This is a genomic window from Hyphomonas sp. (genome assembly GCF_018402285.1).
In the GTDB taxonomy this organism is placed as follows: Bacteria; Pseudomonadota; Alphaproteobacteria; order Caulobacterales; family Hyphomonadaceae; genus Hyphomonas.
In genome coordinates, this window is record NZ_JAGYJH010000003.1 from 839,989 (window position 1) to 860,181 (window position 20,193).

Annotated in this window: 18 protein-coding genes and 1 other RNA gene; 11 read left to right on the top strand and 8 right to left on the bottom strand. The window is 64.3% G+C overall.

The window, feature by feature from the left end; translation table 11 throughout:
- Nucleotides 1-118: 118 nt before the first annotated feature.
- Nucleotides 119-601, bottom strand: coding sequence for a hypothetical protein (locus KG722_RS06675; RefSeq protein WP_213270933.1), 483 nt, complete (start codon nt 599-601; stop codon nt 119-121).
- A 154-nt stretch (nt 602-755) separates the two neighbouring features.
- Here KG722_RS06675 and pdeM point away from each other — a divergent pair, with 154 nt between their 5' ends.
- The 3 genes from pdeM to KG722_RS06690 all read left to right on the top strand — a co-directional run bounded on the left by pdeM (nt 756) and on the right by KG722_RS06690 (nt 3,533).
- A complete protein-coding gene (gene pdeM / locus KG722_RS06680) occupies nt 756-1,490 on the top strand; it encodes a ligase-associated DNA damage response endonuclease PdeM (RefSeq protein WP_213270934.1) in 735 nt (244 codons plus the stop codon).
- Between the two features lie 101 nt (nt 1,491-1,591).
- Nucleotides 1,592-2,854 carry a SulP family inorganic anion transporter gene (locus KG722_RS06685; RefSeq protein ID WP_213270935.1) on the top strand — a complete coding sequence of 421 codons (1,263 nt, stop codon included), beginning with the start codon at nt 1,592-1,594 and terminating at the stop codon, nt 2,852-2,854.
- Between the two features lie 61 nt (nt 2,855-2,915).
- Nucleotides 2,916-3,533, top strand: coding sequence for a helix-turn-helix transcriptional regulator (locus KG722_RS06690; protein WP_213270937.1), 618 nt, complete (start codon nt 2,916-2,918; stop codon nt 3,531-3,533).
- Nucleotides 3,534-3,538: 5 nt separating this feature from the next.
- On the opposite strand, the gene KG722_RS06695 is transcribed toward KG722_RS06690, so the two are convergent.
- Entirely contained in the window at nt 3,539-4,021 is a 483-nt protein-coding gene (locus tag KG722_RS06695; protein WP_213270939.1) for a hypothetical protein, read from the bottom strand.
- 200 nt (nt 4,022-4,221) lie between these two features.
- Between KG722_RS06695 and KG722_RS06700 the strand changes: the two genes are divergently transcribed.
- Nucleotides 4,222-5,700: a pyridoxal-dependent decarboxylase gene (locus KG722_RS06700; protein ID WP_213270941.1), complete on the top strand. Its 1,479-nt coding sequence runs from the start codon at nt 4,222-4,224 to the stop codon at nt 5,698-5,700.
- Nucleotides 5,701-5,757: 57 nt separating this feature from the next.
- Here the strand turns inward: KG722_RS06700 and KG722_RS06705 are convergent, their stop codons facing one another.
- On the bottom strand, nt 5,758-6,540 hold the full coding sequence (locus KG722_RS06705; RefSeq protein WP_213270943.1) for an SDR family NAD(P)-dependent oxidoreductase: 783 nt from the start codon (nt 6,538-6,540) through the stop codon (nt 5,758-5,760).
- A gap of 154 nt (nt 6,541-6,694) precedes the next feature.
- On the opposite strand from KG722_RS06705, the gene KG722_RS06710 reads away from it, so the two are divergent.
- Nucleotides 6,695-7,606, top strand: a complete 912-nt coding sequence (locus tag KG722_RS06710; RefSeq protein ID WP_213270945.1) for a LysR family transcriptional regulator — start codon at nt 6,695-6,697, stop codon at nt 7,604-7,606.
- Nucleotides 7,607-7,866: 260 nt separating this feature from the next.
- On the opposite strand, the gene KG722_RS06715 is transcribed toward KG722_RS06710, so the two are convergent.
- Together KG722_RS06715 and KG722_RS06720 are read right to left on the bottom strand one after the other, a co-directional pair.
- Complete coding sequence (locus KG722_RS06715; RefSeq protein ID WP_213270947.1) at nt 7,867-9,795, bottom strand: hypothetical protein; 1,929 nt, start codon at nt 9,793-9,795, stop codon at nt 7,867-7,869.
- A 41-nt stretch (nt 9,796-9,836) separates the two neighbouring features.
- Nucleotides 9,837-10,718 (bottom strand): hypothetical protein, encoded by an 882-nt coding sequence (locus tag KG722_RS06720; protein ID WP_213270949.1) that lies wholly within the window; start codon nt 10,716-10,718, stop codon nt 9,837-9,839.
- 134 nt (nt 10,719-10,852) lie between these two features.
- Here KG722_RS06720 and KG722_RS06725 point away from each other — a divergent pair, with 134 nt between their 5' ends.
- Nucleotides 10,853-12,676, top strand: a complete 1,824-nt coding sequence (locus KG722_RS06725) for an alpha/beta hydrolase (protein ID WP_213270950.1) — start codon at nt 10,853-10,855, stop codon at nt 12,674-12,676.
- Between the two features lie 81 nt (nt 12,677-12,757).
- Complete coding sequence (locus KG722_RS06730) at nt 12,758-13,723, top strand: alpha/beta hydrolase (protein WP_213270951.1); 966 nt, start codon at nt 12,758-12,760, stop codon at nt 13,721-13,723.
- On the opposite strand, the gene KG722_RS06735 is transcribed toward KG722_RS06730, so the two are convergent.
- Nucleotides 13,720-14,184, bottom strand: a complete 465-nt coding sequence (locus KG722_RS06735) for a DNA starvation/stationary phase protection protein (RefSeq protein WP_213270952.1) — start codon at nt 14,182-14,184, stop codon at nt 13,720-13,722. The genes KG722_RS06730 and KG722_RS06735 overlap by 4 nt on opposite strands.
- A gap of 119 nt (nt 14,185-14,303) precedes the next feature.
- Entirely contained in the window at nt 14,304-15,515 is a 1,212-nt protein-coding gene (locus KG722_RS06740; RefSeq protein ID WP_213270953.1) for a pyridoxal phosphate-dependent aminotransferase, read from the bottom strand.
- Nucleotides 15,516-15,766: 251 nt separating this feature from the next.
- Here KG722_RS06740 and KG722_RS06745 point away from each other — a divergent pair, with 251 nt between their 5' ends.
- Together KG722_RS06745 and uvrC are read left to right on the top strand one after the other, a co-directional pair.
- A complete protein-coding gene (locus KG722_RS06745) occupies nt 15,767-16,051 on the top strand; it encodes a hypothetical protein (protein ID WP_213270954.1) in 285 nt (94 codons plus the stop codon).
- Between the two features lie 52 nt (nt 16,052-16,103).
- The gene (gene uvrC, locus KG722_RS06750) at nt 16,104-17,978 is read left to right on the top strand and encodes an excinuclease ABC subunit UvrC (RefSeq protein WP_213270955.1); all 1,875 of its coding nucleotides are present in this window, start codon (nt 16,104-16,106) and stop codon (nt 17,976-17,978) included.
- 2 nt (nt 17,979-17,980) lie between these two features.
- Here the strand turns inward: uvrC and KG722_RS06755 are convergent, their stop codons facing one another.
- On the bottom strand, nt 17,981-18,592 hold the full coding sequence (locus KG722_RS06755) for a TetR/AcrR family transcriptional regulator (protein WP_213270957.1): 612 nt from the start codon (nt 18,590-18,592) through the stop codon (nt 17,981-17,983).
- A gap of 125 nt (nt 18,593-18,717) precedes the next feature.
- Here KG722_RS06755 and ssrA point away from each other — a divergent pair.
- Nucleotides 18,718-19,071, top strand: a transfer-messenger RNA (tmRNA) gene (gene ssrA, locus KG722_RS06760).
- A gap of 349 nt (nt 19,072-19,420) precedes the next feature.
- Nucleotides 19,421-20,179, top strand: a complete 759-nt coding sequence (locus KG722_RS06765; RefSeq protein WP_300998280.1) for an SDR family NAD(P)-dependent oxidoreductase — start codon at nt 19,421-19,423, stop codon at nt 20,177-20,179.
- Nucleotides 20,180-20,193 lie beyond the last annotated feature (14 nt).

The following is a 20,193-nucleotide window of genomic DNA, read 5'->3' on the forward strand; positions in this document are numbered from 1 at the left end:
GCAAATCCGGCAATGTGTTACATTCCGGCACACTTCCCTTCATGTGTTCCAGGGCCGCCTATCCCGGCTTTTCCGCCCGCCTCTCGGGCCAATCGTGCTGCGCGAAACCTTGCCGCGTCTAGTTGCCGGGGCCGAGCAGGGCGAGCGCCTCATCCACATAGGGCTTGCAGTCTTCCGGAACGCCGAGGAAAGGCGCCTGATTAAAATAGATCCGCCGGCTGACCTGATATTCCAGGCCCTCCATGATCTGCCCTTTCACCTTTTCCGTCGGCCCCAGCTCCAGCGCGGCAAGATAGTCGCGCATCGCGCATTGCGGATAGGCTTCCGGCCAGTCGGCAACATAGAGCCCGCGCAGGAATCCTCGGCGTTGCAGCGCTTCGGCCCTCTGCGTGTCCGTCACGTCGGGCCGCGTCAACAGCTGACCCAGCGCCTCATCGGCCTTCTGCACCGGCTTGGTCCTGAAATGGGCGTCATAGACAATCGGCGCAAATTCTTCGTCGGTCAGTTTCACCACCGGCTCGGCCGCAGGCGCCCCGGCCGGCGCTGAAGCGCAGGCTGTCATCAGCGCGGCCAGTCCTGTGGCTGCAATTGCTCTCATCATGGTGCCTCTCCCCAATGGCCGTCCTCAATGCCGGGCGGCTATGCCCGGATCCGTTGTAAAGAAGACGTCGTCCCGCCCTCTGGCTCCATCCCCTGTTCCGGGGGGTGCGCCGCCCCGTTGACCGCGCCCCCGCTTCACCCCAATCCTCTCGCCCATGACGCCCGCCCGCGCCCTTCCCAGCGAGACGCTGCTCCACCTTGCCGGAGAGCTGCTCACGCCCCTGCCCGAAGGCGCCCTCTGGTGGCCGGCGCGACGGCTGCTCGTCGTGTCCGATCTGCATCTGGAGAAGGGATCGAACTATGCCGCCGCCGGCCAGATGCTCCCCCCCTATGACACCGGCGCCACGCTCGCCCGCGTCGAAGCCCTCTGCGCGCGCCTGCGCCCGGAAACCATCCTTTCCCTCGGCGACAGTTTTCATGACCGCCACTCCGAACACCGCCTCCCGCCGCCTTATGCGGAGCGCATCCGCGCGCTCACCGCCGCCCATGACTGGGTCTGGATCGAGGGAAACCATGATCCTGATCCCCCGGCCCATCTGGGCGGGCGCGCGGCAAAGGTCCTGCGCCTGGAGGCTCTCGTCTTCCGCCACGAACCGAAGGGGGAGATGGGCGAGGTCGCCGGCCACCTTCACCCCGTCGCCAAGGTCGCCGGGCGCGGGCGCGCCGTGCGCCGCCGCTGTTTTGCCGCTGATGGTGCCCGCCTTGTCATGCCCGCCATGGGCGCCTTTGCGGGCGGCCTCAATATTCTGGACACGGCCTTTTCCGCTGTATTCCCGGAAGGCTGCATGGCTTTCGCCATGGGGGAGGGCCGGGTCTATTCGGTCGCCCGGAAACACCTCGTCCCGGATGGTCGCCCGGGCGGGGCTTCTTCCGGTGGTTGGCGCTACTGACGCGGGGCCTGCGAACACGCGCCGCAGTTGTTAGGCCCGGGCCATTACTTTAGAGCTTTCTGAAGTACGGACGCCCGCAAATTCTCGCGCCCGCCAGCGATGTGACACCCAAGCTCCTTACAAGCCTGAAGACTTACAATCTGAAACTCTTCGCCGCCGATGCCTTTGCCGGCGTCACTGTGGCCATGGTCGCCCTCCCGCTCAGCCTTGCCATCGCCATCGCCTCGGGCGCAGATCCCGGCATGGGTCTGGTCACGGCAGTGATTGGCGGCCTCCTCATCTCGCTCCTCGGCGGCAGCCGCGTCCAGATCGGCGGGCCCACCGGAGCCTTCATCGTTGTCGTCTATGGCGTCATCGCAACTCATGGCTATGATGGCCTTGTCCTTGCAACGCTCATGGCCGGGTTCATTCTCCTTGCCGCCGGCGCCCTGCGGCTCGGAAACCTCATCGGGTTCATTCCTGAAGCGGTGGTCAATGGCTTCACCCTGGGCATCGCCCTCATCATCGCCACCAGCCAGCTGAAGGACCTCTTCGGCCTACAGATCGATCATCTGCCTGCAGATTTCCTGCACAAGTTGCCCGCGCTCTGGGAGGGAAGGGGCAGCTTCAGCCCTGCCGCCCTTGGCATTGGTCTTTCCACCCTCCTCCTCATCATCCTCTTCCGCCGCCTCGCGCCCCGCTGGCCGGGCCTCATCGTTGCGGTCGGCATCACCTCGGCCACTGTCGCCCTTGCCGGGCTCCCGGTGGACACCATCACCAGCCGCTTCGGAGACCTGCCCTCGGGCCTGCCCATGCCCGCCTTTCCGGACGTGACGTTGGCCCGCCTCCGGGAACTTCTCCCCTCCGCCCTGATCATCGCGTTCCTCGCCGGCGTCGAATCGCTCCTCTCTGCCCTGGTCGCAGACCGGATGATCGAAGGCCGCCATCGTCCGAATGCGGAGCTCATCGCGCAGGGCGCGGCCAATCTCGGCTCGGGCCTTTTCGGCGGTTTGCCCGCCACCGGCGCGATTGCGCGCACGGCGACGAACGTCAAGGCAGGCGGGCGCACGCCCGTGGCCGGAATTGTCCACGCTTTGACCCTTTTTGGCATCATGGTGTCCCTGTCCGGCCTCGCCGGGCAGCTTGCCCTGCCCGCTTTGGCCGGGCTTTTGCTGCTCACCGCCTGGAACATGAGCGAGCCGGAAAAGTGGCGCAGCTACGCAGAACGCCCCCTCGAAGATCGGTTTCTGCTGATCCTCACCCTGGTGCTGACGGTGGTGGCAGACCTCATAATTGCAATCGGGCTGGGTGTCGGCCTCGGCCTCGCCCTGCGCCTGCGCCGCCGCACTGTCCCTGCGTCAGACTGGACCCCGCCAACCCGTTGACGATAGGGATAAATTCCTGAACCAGGAATAAATTCCATTCTCTTCAAACGGATGCATTCCGATGCAGCACAAGGACATCTGGCGGGGGCTCGATCTTCTCGCCGCCCATCACGGCCTAACCGCCTCGGCGCTGGCCAAACGCGCGGGGCTCGACCCCACCAGCTTCAACCCCTCCAAGCGCGAAGCCGCCGATGGCCGCCCCCGCTGGCCCAGCACAGAGAGTCTCGCCCGCGTTCTCGATGCCGTCGGCGCAGGCTTTGATGATTTTGCCGCCCTCGTCGAAGGCCGCCGCGGCGGCTCAGCCCCCCTCATCGGCTTTGCCCAGGCGGGTCAGGACGGGTTTTTTGACGATGCCGGTTTCCCGGTCGGGGCCGGCTGGAAGGAAGTCCGCTTCCCCGGCCTTGGCACAGAGACCGTCTATGCCCTTGAAATAAGTGGCGGCTCGATGGAGCCCGCCTACCGCGCCGGAGACCGCATCATTGTCGCCCCCGGCGCCGAGGTGAAACCCGGCGACCGCGTCGTCGCCAGGACCACCGACGGCAAAGTGATGGCAAAGGTGCTCGCCCGGAAGAATACGAGGCTGATTGAGTTCGCCTCGCTTAACCCAGATTACCCGGCCCGCGAATTCAAACCTGCCGAAATCGCATGGATCGCCCGCATCCTCTGGGCCAGCCAGTAGCGGCCTCACTCCGCCTCAGGCATCTCCGGAAAGGCTTCCACACAGGATTTCAGATGCGCAATCCCGCTGCCGAGACCGGGGACAGCAAAGCTGGCGCTGACCTCACCAGAGGTGAGGGTGAAGGTGCCTTCGGTCCGGAACTGGTCGAGGATCGCATCAACCGCCTCGTCCGGAAAGAAGACGAACACGGCTTCGGGCCGGTCCGCTGCCTTGCGAAGTGAGATGGTTCCGTTTCGGCCGCTGGCATACTCGATGCGCGCCTGGGCTCCGTCCGGCACGGGCCCGAACTGAGGGGCCGCAACGGTAATGAAGTTCCGGTCGCTCATCAGGGTGATGTTCATCATCGGTGGGCGGTCCCCATACCAGAGCATGCACGTCCACTGGCCTGTCGGTGCCTGTCCCGGTGCATCGCTGACGCCCCAGCTTTCGGCCGACGCGGGCAGGGCGGCAGCCAGCAGCGTTGCGGCGGAAAGGATACATCTGCGCACTGGCTGACCCCTGAAGCGTCTGATCTGCCTGCAGCATGCCGCAAGCCCGGCGGGCTGCCCACCCCCTGAACAGGGGCCGGTCGAACCGCCCCCAGAGCCAGCCCTGCCCCGGGGGAATCGCATCGCGCAAGGCGCCCATGGATTGCGTCCATCCTCCGGGCGAGTCAGTAAGCAGCCGGACTTCAAAGGCTCATCCTCCCATGACCGACCCCAAACAGCCCGTCCCGCAGCCGGGGCTCGACCCTGAAGACTGGGCAGTCTTCCGTCAGACCGCCCATGACCTGCTCGACGCGGCCATCGACAAGATGACCGCCAATCGCGAAGGCCGGGTCTGGACCCCGTTTCCGCCGGAAATGAAGGCCGCCTTCGCGCGCCCCCTGCCGCAGGAAGGGCAGGGCGAAGCAGACCTCGCCGCCAAGCTCACCGCGCTGCTGCCCTATGGGGTGGGCAACACCCATCCCCGTTTCTTCGGCTGGGTGCATGGCTCGGGCACGCCGCAGAACCTGCTCGCCGAGATCGTCGCCGGCGCCCTCAATGCCAATGCCGGCGGGCGCGACCATGGTGCCATCTATGTCGAGCGGCAGGTGGTTGCCTGGTGCCGGGAACTCTTCGGTTTCCCGGAAACCGCTTCGGGCCTTCTTGTCTCGGGCACATCGCTCGCCACCCTCATTGCCGTGAAAGCCGCGCGGGACGCGCGCCTCGACTTCCGTAGCCGGAAGGAAGGTATCTGTGGCGACCGGCTTGTCGGCTATGCCTCCGCAGAGGCCCATGCCTGCAACCCCCGCGCCTTCGATATCCTCGGCCTTGGCACGGATGCCCTGCGCCTTATCCCGGTGAACGATGCCTATGAGATGGATACCGCCGCCCTGCGCGCGGCCATTCGGGCAGACAGGGAAGCGGGCCTCACCCCCTTCCTCCTCATCGGTACGGCCGGTACGGTCAACACCGGTTCCACCGATCCGCTCACGGAGCTTTCCGCCATCGCCAGGGAAGAAAACCTCTGGTTCCATGTCGACGGCGCCTTTGGCGCGCTGGCCCGTCTCTCGCCCGCCCATGCCGAACGTTTCAGGGCCATCGAGCAGGCCGATTCGGTTGCCTTCGATTTCCATAAATGGCTGCATGTGAACTATGACGCCGGCTGCGTCCTCGTGCGCGAGGAAGCCCACCATCGCCACGCTTTCTCTGACCGGCCGGATTATCTCAAGGGCACAGATCGCGGCATCGCCGCAGGCAATCCCTGGCCCGTGGAATACGGGCCGGAGCTCTCGCGCGGCTTCCGTGCCCTGAAGGTCTGGTCGCAGATTGCCGGCTTCGGCACGGCAAAGCTCGGCGAGGTCATTGCCCGCAACTGCGATCAGGCTGCCTATCTGTCTGCAAAGGTCGCTGCCGATCCACGCTTTGACCTTCTCGCCCCGGCCCGGCTCAACATCTGCTGTTTCCGGTATCGCGCAGGCGGTCTGGACGAAGCCGCGCTCGGCGCCCTCAACGAGGAAATCGTCCTCCGCCTGCAGGAAAGCGGCATCGCCGCGCCTTCCACCACCCGGCTCAAGGGCCGCACGGCGATCCGCATCAACCTCACCAACCACCGGACGCAGCTGAGCGATCTGGACCTTCTGCTCACGGAAATTGTGCGGGTCGGGGAAGACGTAGCCGCAGAACAGGAAAGCCCCGCAACCTGATTGGTTGCGGGGCTTCACAGGCAAGGCGCAGGCACGGCAGCCGCCGCTGGCAATCCTTCAACGCGGCGCCATCCGGATGCCGCCATCCAGACGCAGGCACTGGGCGTTGAAATAGGTGTTGCGCACCAGCTCCAGAACCAGCGAGCCATATTCTTCCGGATTGCCGAGGCGTTTCGGGAAGGGCACCGAAGACGCCAGGGAATTGAGCACCTTGTCCGAAGCGCGCAGCATCAGGGGTGTCGCGAAGATGCCCGGCATGATCGAGTTGACGCGGATGCCGATATCCATCAGGTCGCGCGCCATCGGCAGGACGAGGCCGTTGACGCCCGCCTTGCAGGATCCGTAGACGACCTGTCCGATCTGCCCGTCCTGGGCGGCGACCGACGCTGTCAGCGTGATCACGCCGCGCTCGCCATCTTCCAGCTCGGGCAGGGTCGCCATGCCCTCGGCCGAGAGCGAGGCTATGCGGTAAGAGGCGACCAGTACGCCCTTTGCGCCGAACTCATAGTCTTCCGTGGTCAGGCGTTTGTAGCGGGCGTTTTCCTTGTCCCAGGACAGCGTCTTCCCGCCTTTGGACGCCATGGCGCAATGTACCGTGATCCGCTCCTGGCCATGGGCGGCGCGGGCCTTTTCAAACCCGGCGACGGCGGAGGCCTCGTCCATGATGTTCACATTGCAGAAAATGCCGCCGATGTCCCTGGCGGTCGCTTCACCGGCTTCGGCATTGATATCGAAGATGGCGACCTTGGCGCCGGCCCTGGCGAGCGCGCGGGCCGTGGCCTGGCCGAGGCCCGAGGCGCCCCCGGTCACGACGGCGGCAGTCTCATTGGTGATCTTCATGGCGGTCTCCTTCCCAAGATGGTCTCTGCCCCTCTCTAGCAGGCAAAGCCGGGTTGGAAACGGTGACGCCGCGCCAAGGCAGGCCCGCCAATCTGACCGGCCCCCGCGTCATTCCTCTTGCCGCAGGTTCAAACTCCCGTCACAAACCCTCCCCATGGATTGGGGTAAGCTCAGATCGTTCCACGCCGCCGCCGAATCCGGCAGCCTCACCCTTGCGGGTGAGCGCCTCGGCATTTCCCAGTCGGCGGTCTCGCGCCAGATCGCTGCGCTGGAAGAACAGCTCGGCGTCTCCCTGTTTCAGCGCCATGCCCGAGGCCTTGTGCTGACCGATAGCGGGCACACGCTCTACCGCTCGACGGTGGAGATGGCTTCGGCTGCCCAGTCGGCCAACTCCGCGCTGCGCGACCAGCAGGAAACCCCGCAAGGCGAGTTGATCGTGGCCGCCCCGGTCGCCTTCGGGTCTATCTGGCTTGTTCCCCGGCTCGGCAACTTCGTGAAACGCCACCCGGACCTGCGCCTCGATCTGCGCCTCGACGACCAGTTCGAATATGACCTCCTGAAGCTGGAGGCCGAATGCGCCGTCCGCCTCTGGCCGGCCGACAAGGCCGATCTCATCCAGCGCAAGCTCGGCACGCTGGGCACCAATCTCTATGCCTCGCCCGAATACCTGAAGGCCTATGGCGTGCCCAGGGAGCCCCAGGACCTCGATAACCATCGCATCATTGCTTATGGCGACGAGTCCACGCCGCTGTTCGAGATGGCCTTCGCCTGCCGCGTGGGGCGTGATGACGCACCGCCGCGCCTTGCCACGCTGAAAGTCAACAACGTCTTCGCAATGCTCCGGGCGGTTGATGCCGGCCTTGGGATTGCCGATGTGCCTGACTATATGGCCGCCACATTGCCTCGCCTCGTGCGTGTGCTTCCTGAAGTAACCGGGCCAGTTTTCGATCTTTACTTCATTTACCCGAGCGACCTGCGGCGGTCCAAGCGCGTGGCCGCCTTCCGGGAGTTCCTGACAAGCGAGACGGAGCCCTTGCGGCGGTCGTCTATGCGTCAAGGATCGTGAACTTAACGTAATGCATGCGAAAATGCATGTTTGGGCTGCTGTGTCGCATGTTGCAATGCAGCGAAGATGCCCTATCTAGGGGTCATGCCAAGGGTCCTGGGCATAACCCGATCATTCCTCCGATTGGGCGTTTCCTCCCCCCTTCAGGACCCCACTTTATGCCCGGCGCGTCTTCAGATGCTGCCGGGCTTTCTTTTTTCCGGGTCATTCAGGCGATTTGTCTGCGGATTTCCGCATTTACAGACCTTACAAAACACACTTTACCGGAAGAAGCCACGGGCAAGACGCCAGATCAGGAAAATAACCAGCGCGAAGGTGAAGCCCATCGAGGCGTAGAGCACGAAAACCGAGAATCCGTTCCAGGGTTGATCGAGGTTCCCGCCTGACAGCTCCAGGAAGGGCGGCGCCCAGCCAAGGCTCACTGAGACATCATCATTCCGGCTGAGATCGCGCAGCTTGTCGGCCCACATCATCGCCAGCTGGAAGAAGCCGAACACGCCGAGCGCGCCCAGCAGCAGGTTCATCGAGGTCTCGTCCTTCTTGGCGAGGCGCGCTTCGCGGTCCCGGGTCTGGCTTTCCATGTTGGAGATCAGCCGCTCGATATAATCATTGCGCCGGTCGATGCCCCGCAGCTGGGTCATCTTCTCGAACACTTCAGCTTCGGTGTCATAGCGAAAGACGTTCATGTACCGGTCGCGGTAATAGCCGGCATAGTCCCCGGTGCGGAAGGCGTAGAAGGCCTCGGCCGCGCGTTTCAGGCGGCCCTTCTGTCCGAGCATTTCCACCTTATCGATGAGCTTGAAGGCGCAGGCCTCGTATTCCCGCGTCATGAACTCGTTATGCATCGAGACGACATGGATCATGAACGCATAGGGGCAGGTGCCGATATAGTCGTTGGCCGCTTCCAGGCTGCGGGCGGTCTCGACATATGTGGTCAGCGCGCGCGGATTGGCAAAGCGCACGAATTTGCGCTCGGTCGCCTGCTCCTCGGTGGCCGGATAGATCGGATCGGTGGAATCCAGGATTTCGGACGGGTCCTGGTTCATGAAGTCGATGATGTTCTGGTTGAAGCCCGCCATGAACAGGTATTGCAGGCAGTCCTGCCGCCGCCGGTCTTCCATCGCGGGCCGCGTCTTGCGGCCTTCCTCAATCTGCGCGTCGGTATACTGATCATAGTCCGGCCGGTGGATCACCCAGTGCCAGTAGTCGTCCCCCATCCGCACTTCAGGCATATCCACAAGCCCCTTCGGGTTCAGCCCGTCGAGCTTTTCCTGATAGGGCAGGTAACATCCCTCCTGCACCATCCGCGTGCGGGGCGGGGGCACGCCGGTCTCGGGGTCGGGCTCGGGCAGCAGCCGGCGGAAGAAGGTGGCGTCCTCGAAGAAGAACAGGAGACGCGAGACCGGCATCACAAGGCCGGGCACTTCGATGAACGGCGCCTCGGCCACCAGCGTGTCGAAGGTGGGGGCAGCAGGCGCGCTGCGCGCTTTCGGGCCTGTCCCGGACAGCTGGCGGAAGAGGTCTTCTGCATCCAGATCAAACGCATCGCGCACATATTGCCAGAAGCTCTGGTCACCGCTGCGCGGGCTCTTGACACGCAAAAGGTCCAGCGGCGCAATGCCGGTGCGCTCGTCAGTGGCCCGCCAGGGGGCGCTGCCCGGCAGGCGTGGATTGGCCTCGAATTCCTTCGGTGCCGCTACTTTTTGCAACAGGGACAGGAAATAGAACTCGCCCGGCGTGTGGTCGTAATTGTAGCGGAAGGAGAGATGATACCCGATCGCGCCATTGGCATGGGTATACCAGAACCGACGTACCCGGAGCGTACGCGACTTGCCAAGGCCCGGCGGGGTAGCGACGAAGCGGCGCCCTTCAGTCGACCAGGAGATTTCATCGGGCGCGGTTATCTCGATGAACTCCCCGTTCCGCGGGCAGAGGCTGTCGAGCAGGAAGTCATCCACCGCGCCAAGGCGCTCGCGGTCGGCAATGTCGTTGAACAGGGGCTCCACCGCGTCGCGCAGGCGCTTGCTGCCGCGATAGCCGGGCTGGAAGGCGCGCAGGGTTTCCGGGTCCAGCTGATTGCCGAGCGCGGCGGTCACATCTGCCTGGCTGACATAGAGCGACAGCGTGAAATAGACCGACTTGTCCTCACACTCCTCAAAGCCGTTATGGCTGCTGGCCATGTCCGTCATTGCGTGTGCTCCTCCAGTCTCTGGCGCCGGCCCCCCGCCGGCTAGCTTCGGTCCCGGCGCACCTGCTGTGCTGCGGCGAAGACCTCTTCAAATCCTGTCAGGGCGACCATCTCGCCTGCGGCGCAGGCCGCTTCGAGCGCCTCAACCTGTTCAAGCGCCACCGGGGAGGCGGAGATGTCCCCGCCCTTGAGAACCGTCACCCCGAAGAAGCGCCGCATATGGGCCAGCATGCGGCAGGCGTTGATCGCGTCGGCCCCGCCCGCGCCAAGCACGCCGAGCAGCAGGCTGTCTTCGGCTTCCTGATCGCCCGACAGGGGTGGCTGGCGATAGTCTGTCCCGACAAGCCGTGCGCCGCGCCGTTCCCAGATCTTCAGCCGGTCGACCTGATCAAGGCCGGCATGCTGACTGTCGAGGGCATAATCTTCCGGGCTCATCTTCACCGGATTGTTCATCTCGATGAAGATCAGCGGCGCGGGGATCTCTCCCTCAGGCCAGGCAAAGGCCTCACGGGCCTCCTCGCGCACCAGATGCATCAGCCGCCCGAACAGGCCGCGCCGCCGCAGGTTTGCGTCCACGAAGATATAAGAGAGTGAAATGGTCGGGTCGCTGCCATCCCCGGCAAAGGCGATAAAGTTTGCCGCGCCGAGCACCGGGCCGTTGGCCCCGTCCGTCAGGAGGATCGCCATCTCCCGGTAGGGTCCGTAAAGGGCCGAGAGGCGCTCATAGGCCGCGCCCTCATTCAGGGCCAGACAGGCGCGGAAGCCCTCCAGGTCTTCTTTCTCGTCGGGCAGGATAAAGGCCGCGTCATAGGCGGCGTAGAAGCGCAGCAGCGCGGGGTCATCGGCTCGGGTGATATAATGGGCGATCACGCCGCCCTCGAGGGCATCGCTTCGCTCGCGTCCGGGAAGTGCGGTCAGGGTCATGCAAGCGCAGTCGTGGCATGGCCTGCGCTGGTGTCAACGGGATTCTCGGGGGGCCTGGCTCCCGCGTCCGGCCGCCTTGAATTTGCCGGAAGTATGCTATTGTCTATCCTTGAAGTCGCGCGCCGGGGGACAGAATGAAGCGGGCATTGCTGGTTGTCATCCTGATTATCCTGATCGGCGCGGGCGCGGGTGCGAGCTATATCCTTCTTCAGCCGCGCCCGGTGACCCGCCATCCTGCCTTCGGCGCCGATTGCACCAGCCTGCTGACGCCCGCCACGAAAGACGCGGTCGAATGCGTCCGCGTCCTCTTCGGCACCAATCGCGGCATGGCGCTCGATGGCCCGGCGCCGGCCGCTGATGAAGAGGTGGATGTGCGCGGCACGCAAGGCTGGGACGACCGCCAGCTGCATCTCGGCCGCGCCGATGTCTGGCTGCCCCGGCTGATCGAGGAGGGCGGCACGCGTGACCGGGGCGAAACCCCGATGCTCGAAGGCCCGGCGCCGGAAGACCCCGATGAACTGGCAAAATACGTCTTCCTCACCCGCATCACCAAGGCCGGCGAGGAAGTCTTCCTGACAGACATGGACACTGCCCTTGGTGACACTGGCTCAGCCTCGGTGCTGCTGTTCGTGCACGGCTTCAACACCCCGTTTGAGGACGCACTGATCCGTTCGGCGCAATTGTCCGTGGACCTCTCCCGCCGGGGTATTTTTGACGCCGGGGTGCCGATGCTGTTCAGCTGGCCCTCGGCAGGAAAACTGTCTGTTGACCAGTATCGCGGCGACCAGGACCGGTCACTGGCAGCAGCCCCCTATCTGGAAGAATTCCTCGACCTGATCACCGAGCATGAGGGCGTCGAGCGGGTCAACATCATCGCCCATTCAATGGGCAACCGGATCCTGACCGAAGCCCTGAAATCCTATGCCGAGGATTATCTGGAGCGCCATGGGGAAGGGGACCTTGAATTCCGCATCGTGCTCGTGGCCGCCGATGTCGAGCGCGAGGTGTTCAACATCACCGCCGGTGTCCTCGACAACCTGCCGGCAAACGTCACCATCTACACTTCCGACGCCGACCGCGCGCTGCACGCTTCTGAGATTCTCAACAAGAAGCTCCGGCTGGGCGATACCAATGGCAACATGCCCTATATCCGCGCCAACCCGGCCTATCAGACGGTCGACGCTACCAGCATCGCCACCGAACTCTTCGGCCTCGGCCACAATTACTACTCCGACAATCCCTTCGTCCTTGGCGACATACTCTGCGTCCTTGCCGAAGCCTATCCGGAAGACCGCGCGCTGGAACGCCTGCGCTATGCCAACACGCCGGACGGCGACGAATATTTCCGCGTCAGCGCGGCCATCGCGCCGGGTTATGAGGCCTGCTCGCTTTACCGCGATGCCTTTCCGTTGACGGATGTTCGGCAGGCCCCCGATGATGTGGCCGGGCCCGAAAGTGTGCCGCCACCCCCGCCGCCTCCGCCCTCGCTTGAAGCGGTTCCGCCACCGCCGCCGCCGCCCCTGTCCCGCAGCCTGCCGCCGCCGGCCGCGCCGCCCGAAGCAGCGGAGCCCGCCCCGCCCTATGAAGTCATCCGCGGGCAGCAGCTGCGGTTCCAGATCGCAGACCGGGCGGCCTTTGCGCCGGAAGATTATGCGCCTGAAATCCTTGCCGCGATCGCGCAGGGCGAGGTCTCCTTGATCTCCATCCAGGCCCATACCGATGGCATCGGCGAGCGCGAGGAAAACCAGGCGCTCAGCCAGCGCTGGGCCGATGCCATGAGAGACTGGCTGATCGCCCAGGGCATCGCGCCTGGGAAGATCCTCAGCGCCAGAGGCTATGGCGAAGACCGTCCTCTCGAAATCGTCGAGGAGGGAGAACCCTCTCCCGTCAGCCAGCGGATCGAAATCGAGATCGTCTACGCAGAGGATGTCTACCGCAATCTCGACATCGAGGAATGAGCTGCGACGCAGGGGCATGCCTCGACGCAAGGGGAACTATCGGGAATGATCTGGCAAAACCAGACGCTTCCGGAGGAACCCATGTCATCCCGCCATCTTGTTGATCCCGAACTGATCCCTTTCCTCGAAGCGTTCCCCACCTCCCACATCACGGCCGAAAATCTCGCCGCCATCCGCCAGGCGCGCAACGCCGCCCTTGCGCAGCTGCCACCGCTTCCGGCGAGTGTCCGGGTGGAGGAAGTGTTCATCCCCGGCCCGGCCGGCGCGCCGGATGTGCGGGTAAAGCTCTATCGCAGGAAGGACGGGGCAGAGGGCCCGCGCCCGGCGATCCTCCACCTGCATGGCGGGGGCTATATCATGGGCAATCCCGAATTCATGGGCCCGATGTGCGCGCTCTGGGCAGACACTTATGACGCCGTCGTCGTGGCGCCCGCTTACCGGCTCGGCCCGGAGACCTGCTATCCTGGCAATGTGGAAGACGCCTACGCAACCCTCGCCTGGGCCCATGCCATGGCCGCAGACCTGCGCATCGACACGGCCCGCATCGCCGTGGCCGGTGAAAGCGCGGGCGGAGGCCTTGCCGCTGCCCTCGCGCTGCTGGCGCGCGACCGGGGCGCGTACAGATTCTGCCATCAGCAGCTCATTTTCCCGATGATCGACGACCGCACGGCGGTGCGCGCAGACCTCTCGCCAATGTTCGGGGAATTTGTCTGGACCAACACGTCCAACCATTTCGGCTGGGCTTCGCTGCTGGGTGAGCCGCCCGGCGGGCCGGACGTCCCGCCCTATGCGGCGGCGGCCCGCGCGACAAGCCTTGCCGGCCTGCCGCCCGCTTTCATCTCAACGGGCGCGCTTGATCTCTTTACGGAGGAAAATCTGGAATATGCCCGCCGCCTGATGGCAGAAGGTGTTCCGGTCGAGCTGCATGTCTATCCCGGCGCGCCGCACGCCTACATGCAGATGCCCGCCGCCCGCGTCACCCGGGCCTATATGCGCGACGCCTTGTCAGCGCTGGCCCGGGGACTGGGCGTGGACTGGAAGGATTAGACCGAAGCCCGCAGCATCCAGGCCGTCTTCTCGGAGATCTGTGCCCGCTGGGTGAAGAGGTCGACGCTGACAGGGTCAGCATTCTTCTCGGCAAGGGCAATGCCATATTTGGCGGCCCGGCTGACGGCTTCATGGCCGGCGGCAAGGTTTTTCAGCATTGTCTCGGCGTCGGGCACGCCATTGTCCGGCTTGATCGTGGCGGTTTCCATCATTTCGCCCGAGGAGCCCGGGGCAAAATGGCCCAGCGCCCGGATACGCTCGGCAATGACATCCAGCGCCTGCCAGAGCTCGGTGTACTGGGTCATGAACAGGGTGTGCAGCGCGTTGAAGCGCGGCCCGGTGACGTTCCAGTGATAGCCATGGGTCTTCACATAGAGGGCATAGGTTTCGCCCAGCAGGGTTTTGAGCGCGTCGGCGCTGGACTTGCGGGCATCGTCAGACATTCCGATGTCGATGGACATGAAATTCTCCTTTTGAAACGGATATGGGGAAAGTTCCCGCCATGCCGGACAAATGGGCATGGCGGGGCGTCAATTCAAATGGGAAACGGGCCCGGCGGCTATAGGTTCCGCCTATGCCCCTAGGACAGACTGCCGCAGAAGCGCCGGATGCGGACGACCGCTTCAGTCAGCGCCGCGTCCGAGGTCGCATAGGAAATCCGGAACGTGCCTGGCAGGCCGAAGGCCTCGCCAAAGACAATCGCCACCTTCTCCGCTTCCAGAAGCTCGGCCGCAAATGTCTTGTCGCTGTCGATCACGGTGCCGGCGGCGGTCTTCTTGCCGATCAGGCCCTCGCAGGAAGGATAGACATAGAAGGCACCCTCCGGCTTCGGGCAGACGATCCCGGCAGCCTGGTTCAGCCCCTCGACCATCAGGTTGCGGCGCTTGGCATAGGCGGCGCGAAACACGGGCAGGAAGTCCTGCGGTCCATTGAGCGCTTCCACGCTCGCCCACTGGCTGATCGAGCAGGGGTTGGAAGTGGACTGGTCCATCACCTTGCGCATGGCGCCGATCAGTTTCTCGGGACCGGCAGCATAACCGATGCGCCAGCCGGTCATGGCATAGGCCTTCGACACCCCGTTCATCGTCAGTGTCCGGTCATAAAGATCAGGCTGAACCTGCGCGATCGTCCTGTACTCGAACCCGTCATAGACAAGATGCTCGTACATATCATCGGTCAGCACCCAGACCTGGGGATGGCGCAGCAGAACCTCGGCGAGGGCTTTGAGCTCCGCGCCGGTATAGGCCGCGCCCGTGGGGTTTGAGGGCGAGTTGAGGATCAGCCATTTGGTTTTCGGCGTGATCGCCGCTTCCAGTTTCTCAGGGGTCAGCTTGTAGGCGGTGTCGGCGCCGCAGGGCACCGCCACCGGCGCGGCGCCGCAGAGCAGCACCATCTCCGGATAGCTCACCCAGTAAGGCGCCGGGATCACAACCTCATCGCCCGCATTCAGCGTGGCCATGAAGGCGTTGAACAGCACGGCCTTGCCGCCGGGCGAGACGTTCACCTGGGAGGGCTTGTAGGTCAGTCCATTCTCGCGGGCGAACTTCCCAACGATGGCTTCCTTCAGCTCCGGGATGCCATCGGAAGGGGTATATTTCGTCTTGCCTTCGCGCAGGGCGCGGATGGCGGCTTCCTTGATGTTTTCCGGCGTGTCGAAGTCAGGCTCCCCGGCGCCGAGGCCAATCACGTCCAGCCCCTGGCGCTTCATCTCATTGGCCTTGGTCGTGACGGCAATCGTGGCGGAAGGCTTCACGCGGTTGATCGCTTCGGACAGGGCTATGTCGGCGGCCATGGGGGCAGTCCTTTTCTTCAGGCAGGGCAATCAGGAGCGCGCACGCTTACTGGAGGCCCGGCGGGCCATCAAGGCGGTGATTTGGCGCCCGGCTGCTCGGCGCCGGGAAGGCTTTCCCCGGACCTTGACCGGATCGATCAAATTTTGACCGGCTTTTTAGCAGGCAGATAACCGGACTGGCCCATAATGGCGCGAGTTGCGGATAAACCTGCCCGCGGGCAGGCATGCACATCCCGAGCCGTGCCATGAGAATGGATACCTGGAACCAGGAACTTGACGTCGCCCTGACCCGCGCAAGCCACGAGATCTCGGGGCTTGCAGGCGATATTGCGGCCTTTGTCGAGCAGTTGACCCTTGTCGAGAAAAGCCTGCTTGCCGGTCTGGGCGTGATTACACTCGTCTATCTCTTCATGCCTGGCGGCCGGGGAGAGGGCGCGGGCAGCGCCAGCGGCAAGGCCTTTGCCGGCATCCTGCTCCTGTTTGTCGCCATGGGCGTATTTGGCGGCCTGATGATGGCCGGCCACATTTCCCTCTGACGCGCAGCCCTTTGGCTTTCCGCAGGCGCCGGTCTCCATTATCTCTGCCCGCATGAACGATGCAGCCCCCGGCGCTGCCCCGGTCCGCGGGGTGGACGTCATCCGCGAGAATCTGAAACACCTGCCGGCCAGGCCGGGCGTCTACCGGATGTTCGGTGAGGCGGGTGAGGTGCTGTATGTCGGCAAGGCACGCGACCTGAAGGCGCGCGTCTCCAGCTATACCCGCATGGGCGGTCACACCCAGCGCATCGCCCGGATGATCTCCCTGACGCGCGCGATGGAATTCGTCGTCACCGAGACCGAGACAGAGGCCCTGCTTCTGGAGGCCAGCCTCGTCAAATCTCTCAAACCCAGATTCAATGTCCTCCTGCGCGATGACAAGTCGTTCCCCTATATCCTGATCCGCCGCAATCATGAGGCGCCCCAGATCAAGAAGTATCGCGGCTCCAAGCAGGATGAGGGCGACTATTTCGGCCCCTTCGCCAATGCCGGCGCCGTCATGCGCACGCTCGACACGTTGCAGAAGGCTTTCCTGCTGCGCACCTGCGAGGACAGTGTCTATTCGGCCCGCACGCGCCCCTGCATGCTCCACCAGATCAAGCGCTGCGCTGCGCCCTGCGTCGGCCTCGTCTCGAAGGAAGACTATACCGCGCTCGCCGATGAAGCGGCCGATTTCCTGAGAGGGAAGGCGGGGGAGCTGCAGAAGCGCCTCGCCGCCGAGATGGAGGCCGCCTCCGAAGCGATGGAGTTTGAAACCGCCGCCCGCCTGCGCGACCGTATCCGCGCCATCGCCCATGTGCGCTCTACCCAGGACGTGAACCCGGACGGGATCGAAGAGGCAGATGTCTTCGCTATCGCCATGGATGGCGGGGTCTCCTGCGTGCAGGTCTTCTTCATCCGGGCCGGTCAGAACTGGGGGGCGAGCGCCCACTTTCCCAGGCACGAAAAGGACCAGACATATGCTGAAATCCTCGCAGCCTTCCTCGTCCAGTTCTATGACAAGCGCCCGCCGCCAAAGCTGATCCTCGTCAACGAGCTGCCCGACCAGGCCGAGCTGATCGAGGAGGCTCTCGCCCTCAAGGCCGGCCGCAGAATAGAGCTGCGCCGCCCCGAACGCGGCGCCAAGCGCGATCTGCTGACCCAGGCTGAGCGCAATGCCAGCGAAGCGCTTTCCCGCAAGCTGTCGGAGTCGGCCAGCCAGGAGCGCCTGCTCGCAGAGGTGCAGACGGTGTTTGACCTCGCTGAGCCGCCCGAGCGGATCGAGGTCTATGACAACTCCCACATCCAGGGGACGAACGCGGTCGGCGGCATGATCGTCGCGGGCCCTGAAGGCTTCCGCAAGCAGGCCTACCGGAAGTTCAACATCAAGGACACCGAGATCACGCCGGGCGACGACTATGGCATGATGCGCGAAGTCATGCGGCGGCGCTTTTCGCGCGCGATGAAGGAGAAAATGGCCGGAAATAGCCAGGATTGGCCGGATCTGGTCCTGATTGATGGCGGTCTTGGCCAGCTGAATGCCACTCTTGAGACGCTGGCGGAGCTCGGATTGACCCCGGATGACGTGACTTTGGTGTCGATCGCCAAGGGCATCGAGCGCAATGCCGGGCGCGAACAATTCTTCCGTCCCGGCAAAGCCCCTTTCAAGCTCCCTGAAAATGCGCCTGTTCTCTACTATCTCCAGCGCCTTCGGGACGAGGCCCACCGCTGGGCCATCGGCGCCCACCGCCAGAAACGCGCCGCCGAAGCGGCCCGCTCGCCCCTCGATGAAATCGAAGGCATCGGCCCTACCCGCAAGAAGGCTCTTCTCCACCATTTCGGCTCCGCCCGCGGAGTTTCCCGGGCCAAGGTCGCCGACCTGATGGAAGTCGACGGCGTCAACGAAGCGCTCGCCATCCGCATCTACGGCCATTTCAACAGCGGCTGACCTTAGCCGGCCAGCTTTTCGGCCCGCGCGGCGAGGCCTGTCATATAGCTTCCGATCAGCAGGACCAGCTCGTCTTCCAGCGCGACCGGATCGAGCTCCAGCTCGGGCTCGGCGGCGGCGGCCCGCAGCAGGCAGACCACCGCATGGGTGAGCACAAAGGCCGATTCCCGGCCCAACACGAAATCAAGGTCGCTCCGTACCCGGATGGACTCGACGAAGGCCGCATGATGCTGGATCATGATCGCCTCGCCATGCGTGCGGAAGAGAGCGTCCATCAGCACGATGCGCGTCTCCGGTGAGCCATCAATGCCGCTCATGACGGCCTGAACGATGGTGCGGATCGTGTCCTGTCCGGGCGCGGCCAGGACAATCTCGGTCACTTTCTGCCGCAGGGCTTCAGCCTGGCGCTCGCCCATCGCGGTGAGGATGGCGTCCCGGTTCTTGAAATACTGGTAGAGCGTGCCGATGCTGACCCCGGCGCGTTCGGCAATGCGGTTTGTGGTCAGCCGCGCTTCGCCTTCGGTCTCCAGCAGCTCGAAGGTTGCGGCAAGGATGGCGTCCACAGTTGCCTGCGCACGCGCCTGCTTCGGATTTCTCCGCGTTTTCCTGGTCATTTGCGTCCCCGGGCTTCCCCTGTCCGGCGCATGTCCGGCACATGTGGAAAACCTGAGAAATACTTACATTAAATCAGCACGATATCCAAGGGCACCGTTTACGGGAGGCGCCTGAAAGTGATCAGGGGCTTACCTTGTCGCGCGCTATCGCCTATATTGGCCTTGTCTTCGGACTATGGCGATAAACGCGCGTGTAATAAGCGGTTCGGACCCGGGGGCGGTACCCGGCGGCTCCACCACAAACCGGTCCTGCGGAGCCGGTTTCTGACGGGGCCGAAATAGTGTCGACGGACGTGTAAAGACGAGGCTTTCGCTCGCTTGAGCTGCGTTAGAAGCTCAAAAGCAAATAGTTGCAAACGACAACTTTGCTGAGGGCGAACTGCTCGCCGCGTAAGCGGTGACGGTTTTTCCGACCTAAGTCCTTAGGCTTCAGACCCTAAGGCGGGGCCCGGGGGCGCCTGGCAACAGAAGCCCCCACTTCTCCCCCCTTTTTGCCTCGGCCGCTGCGCGGTTTCGTTTGCCGCGCCGCCCATTCTGCCTATTCTGTTTCCAGGTTCAAAAAACCAAGGGAGACAGGCATGGGTAAGCAGGGTGTCAGCCGCCGGCAGATGATCGGCGGATCGGCCGCCATCATGGGCGCGATGAGCGGAGCGCCAAAGGCGCTGGGCGAGACCGGGCCGCAGGCGCCGCCGCCCGGCGCGCTGAATGGCAAGACGATCCTGATAACGGGCGCAGCTTCCGGCTTTGGCCGTCTGGGAGCGGAGCACTATGCCCGCCTGGGCGCGCGGGTGTTTGCCACGATGCGGGGTCTGCCCCGGCCCGAGGCCGATGACCTCGCCCGGCTTGCCCGCAGTGAAGGACCTCGCGATCGAAGTCGTCGAAATCGACGTCAATTCGGACGAAAGCGTCACCGCCGGTGTTGCGGCAATCCTCGCGAAGACCGGCGGCACGCTCGACGTTCTGATCAACAATGCCGGGATCGGGCTTGGCGGACCGATTGAGGTCCAGGACATGGAAGCCACAAAGCTCCTGTTCGAGACCAATGTGTTCGGCCCCCACCGGATGGCGCGCGCTGTGCTTCCCGCCATGCGCGCGGCAGGTCAGGGGCAGATATTTCAGGTCTCCTCCCAGCTTGGCCGGGTGATCATTCCGGGCATCGGACAATACTCGCCGACCAAGTTTGCCCTGGAGGCGCTATCGGAGAGCCTTGCCTATGAGGTGGCGGCGCAGGGGATCGAGATCACGATCATCCAGCCAGGCGGCTATCCCACGAAGATCTGGGAAAAGAGCACCGCGCGGGCAGCAGCCCTCAAGGCCCGCACGCCGCAGGCTTTGCTGGACGCCTATCCTGAAATGACCGCCGGCATGGGCCAGCCCGGCAGCGGGGGCGGAACAACCGACCCGATGGACATCCCGCGCGCCATTGCCGAGATCATCGCCCTGCCACGCGGCGAGCGGCCGCTGCGGCGCGCGGTCCACCCCGGCAACAAGCCGCAGGAAGGGATCAACGCGGTCTCTCGCGAAACCCAGCTTGCCATGCTTGGCAACTCGCCCTGGGGACCGGTTGTCCGGGACGTCCTCGATTAGGGATTGATCCGCCT

Excerpts from the sequence above, each read along its gene's own strand:
- KG722_RS06675 (WP_213270933.1), bottom strand. The coding sequence starts at position 601 with ATGATGAGAGCAATTGCAGCCACAGGACTGGCCGCGCTGATGACAGCC.
- KG722_RS06740 (WP_213270953.1), bottom strand. The coding sequence starts at position 15,515 with ATGGCCGCCGACATAGCCCTGTCCGAAGCGATCAACCGCGTGAAGCCT.
- KG722_RS06700 (WP_213270941.1), top strand. The coding sequence starts at position 4,222 with ATGACCGACCCCAAACAGCCCGTCCCGCAGCCGGGGCTCGACCCTGAA.
- KG722_RS06720 (WP_213270949.1), bottom strand. The coding sequence starts at position 10,718 with ATGACCCTGACCGCACTTCCCGGACGCGAGCGAAGCGATGCCCTCGAG.
- KG722_RS06745 (WP_213270954.1), top strand. The coding sequence starts at position 15,767 with ATGGATACCTGGAACCAGGAACTTGACGTCGCCCTGACCCGCGCAAGC.
- KG722_RS06765 (WP_300998280.1), top strand. The coding sequence starts at position 19,421 with ATGACCTCGCCCGGCTTGCCCGCAGTGAAGGACCTCGCGATCGAAGTC.
- pdeM (WP_213270934.1), top strand. The coding sequence starts at position 756 with ATGACGCCCGCCCGCGCCCTTCCCAGCGAGACGCTGCTCCACCTTGCC.
- KG722_RS06730 (WP_213270951.1), top strand. The coding sequence starts at position 12,758 with ATGTCATCCCGCCATCTTGTTGATCCCGAACTGATCCCTTTCCTCGAA.
- KG722_RS06715 (WP_213270947.1), bottom strand. The coding sequence starts at position 9,795 with ATGACGGACATGGCCAGCAGCCATAACGGCTTTGAGGAGTGTGAGGAC.
- KG722_RS06755 (WP_213270957.1), bottom strand. The coding sequence starts at position 18,592 with ATGACCAGGAAAACGCGGAGAAATCCGAAGCAGGCGCGTGCGCAGGCA.
- KG722_RS06725 (WP_213270950.1), top strand. The coding sequence starts at position 10,853 with ATGAAGCGGGCATTGCTGGTTGTCATCCTGATTATCCTGATCGGCGCG.
- uvrC (WP_213270955.1), top strand. The coding sequence starts at position 16,104 with ATGAACGATGCAGCCCCCGGCGCTGCCCCGGTCCGCGGGGTGGACGTC.
- KG722_RS06710 (WP_213270945.1), top strand. The coding sequence starts at position 6,695 with ATGGATTGGGGTAAGCTCAGATCGTTCCACGCCGCCGCCGAATCCGGC.
- KG722_RS06735 (WP_213270952.1), bottom strand. The coding sequence starts at position 14,184 with ATGTCCATCGACATCGGAATGTCTGACGATGCCCGCAAGTCCAGCGCC.
- KG722_RS06690 (WP_213270937.1), top strand. The coding sequence starts at position 2,916 with ATGCAGCACAAGGACATCTGGCGGGGGCTCGATCTTCTCGCCGCCCAT.
- KG722_RS06705 (WP_213270943.1), bottom strand. The coding sequence starts at position 6,540 with ATGAAGATCACCAATGAGACTGCCGCCGTCGTGACCGGGGGCGCCTCG.